The sequence below is a fragment of the Bacteroidota bacterium genome (assembly GCA_018831055.1).
GTDB lineage: Bacteria > Bacteroidota > Bacteroidia > Bacteroidales > B18-G4 > M55B132.
Window position 1 is genome coordinate 1 of record JAHJRE010000273.1, and the last position, 2,147, is coordinate 2,147.

The following is a 2,147-nucleotide window of genomic DNA, read 5'->3' on the forward strand; positions in this document are numbered from 1 at the left end:
GATTCCAAAATGCCGATTGCTATTTTGTACCGGGACTCACCTGGTCGGATGTCGGCTTCTATTCACCTACGTTCCGTCTGAGCGGTAAGGGCGTGTTTGACGTCAAGGGCTCGCGGATTCTCACCGGAGAACTAGACCGCTATTTTCTGCTGGGACTGCTTTGTTCGAAGCCAGTCCGGTTTTTTATCAAGGCGATCGCAAATCATACTGTCAGCACGCAGGTAGACGATATCCGCCAGGTACCCCTTCCCCATCCAAACGGCCAACCGGCGGAGCAAATCAGCCGGCTCGTTATGACGATTATTGACAAACAACGGTGCAATCGGCCGGGCGCCGATATCGGGCGCGAACAGGACGCAATCGAGCAATTGGTGTGTCGGATGTATCGGTTGACCAATAGCCAGATCGAAGAAATCGACCGCTGGTATGCCGGGCGCTACCCAAAGTTGATTCACACCCGGCAAGAGTGATTCCCGAAGGCCGATCGGGGCAGCTTCTCGCCAATCGCGCCCCGGCTCGTTATTTTTGAGTCTCGCACAGAGTTAATCATTGTTTCGTGGCACAAACAAGAGGCGCTGATTGACCGTAGGCTGTATATTGGCATCATAGTGACGGGTAACAAGGGAAGCGAAAGGCGCCATGCACGAACTAGCTATCGCCGAATCGATTTACAGGACTGTTTGCGAGGCGATGGAGCGCAACGGTTACCGATCAGTGAGCCGCATTGGTTTGCGAATCGGAGCGCTGACCGATATCGTTCCCGATGCTCTCACATTTGGGTTTGCAGCGATTGCCAAGGGGACTCCACTGGAGGCGACTATTCTCGAAATCGAGTCGGTGCCGATCCGGGGCGAGTGCCGCGATTGCGGCGGGAAATTCACGGTTGAGGGGTTTGTGTTTGTCTGTCCGCATTGTCACGGGCGGGATATCAAAATGTCGCAAGGGGACGAACTGGATATTGCCTATTTTGAGGTTGACGACGACACCGATGAAGCACCGGAGTGACCGGCGCGGGAGACGACTGAGATGACGGAACGGGTCGATGTAAAAGAGAAGGTCCTTTCCGAGAACGACCGACTGGCCGGTGAATTGCGACAGCGTTTGACTGCGCACAGGGTAGTCGCGTTGAATCTCGTGAGCTCACCCGGCTCGGGCAAAACGAGCCTGTTGGAAAAGACGCTGGCGACCCTGAACAGCGAGATGCGAATTGCAATGATCGCCGGCGACGTGCAAACCGAGAACGACGCCCACCGATTGGCAAGAGCCGGCGGAAAAATTGTGCGGCCGATTATTACCGGCGGCGCCTGTCATCTCGATGCCCGCATGGTGACGAAAGTAACGGACGAACTGGATCCGGCGGAGCTAGATCTGTTGTTTATTGAAAATGTCGGCAACCTCGTTTGTCCTTCGAGTTACGATCTCGGCGAGGATATGAAGGTGGTCCTTATCAGTGTTACCGAGGGGGACGACAAGCCGCTCAAGTATCCCGGCATGTTCCGGCGTTCATCGGCGATGGTAATCAACAAGATCGACCTGCTGGCATTATGCGACTTCTCGATGGAGCGAGTGAAAGAAAACGCACTCACTATTAACGGCAACCTGACAATGTTCGATATGTCGTGCCGTAGCGGTGAAGGTCTCGACAATTGGTTTGACTGGCTCCGACGGCTGGTGGCCGCCAAAAAGCAGGGGCGCGGCTAAGCTGTTGTCGGCCCTACTCACGCAGGACGGAAATCATTGATGTCAGACTCACCGCTACAACGACAGCGTATAACGATCAACGGTATCGTGCAGGGGGTCGGCTTTCGGCCGTTCGTTTACCGCCTCGCAACCAACTCCGAGCTGGCCGGATTTGTCACCAACGACACGGCCGGCGTGACGATTGAAATAGAGGGGCCGCGTGACTCAATCACTCAGTTTCGCAAGCACCTGACCGAATCTCCCCCGCCACTGGCCAAAATAGATCGGTGTGATACGGTCGACATGGAGCCATCGGGCGAAATCGGCTTTACCATTACAGCCAGCCGCGCCGCCGCCGTGGCCGCCACGCTGATCCCGCCCGACAGCGCCGTTTGCGACGATTGCGTTCGCGAGCTGTTCGATCCCGGTGACCGCCGCTACCGCTACCCCTTTATCAATTGCACCAA

Annotated in this window: 3 protein-coding genes and 1 pseudogene; all 4 read left to right on the forward strand. The window is 55.9% G+C overall.

The window, feature by feature from the left end; all coding sequences use genetic code 11:
- The coding region (locus tag KKA81_16420) for a hypothetical protein (GenBank protein MBU2652512.1) at positions 1-470 on the forward strand (470 nt) is incomplete at its 5' end.
- A gap of 169 nt (positions 471-639) precedes the next feature.
- A pseudogene (locus KKA81_16425) lies at positions 640-1,005 on the forward strand (hydrogenase maturation nickel metallochaperone HypA).
- 21 nt (positions 1,006-1,026) lie between these two features.
- Positions 1,027-1,701: a hydrogenase nickel incorporation protein HypB gene (gene hypB, locus KKA81_16430; GenBank protein ID MBU2652513.1), complete on the forward strand. Its 675-nt coding sequence runs from the start codon at positions 1,027-1,029 to the stop codon at positions 1,699-1,701.
- Positions 1,702-1,740: 39 nt separating this feature from the next.
- On the forward strand, positions 1,741-2,147 hold a 407-nt coding region (locus KKA81_16435), incomplete at its 3' end, for an acylphosphatase (GenBank protein ID MBU2652514.1).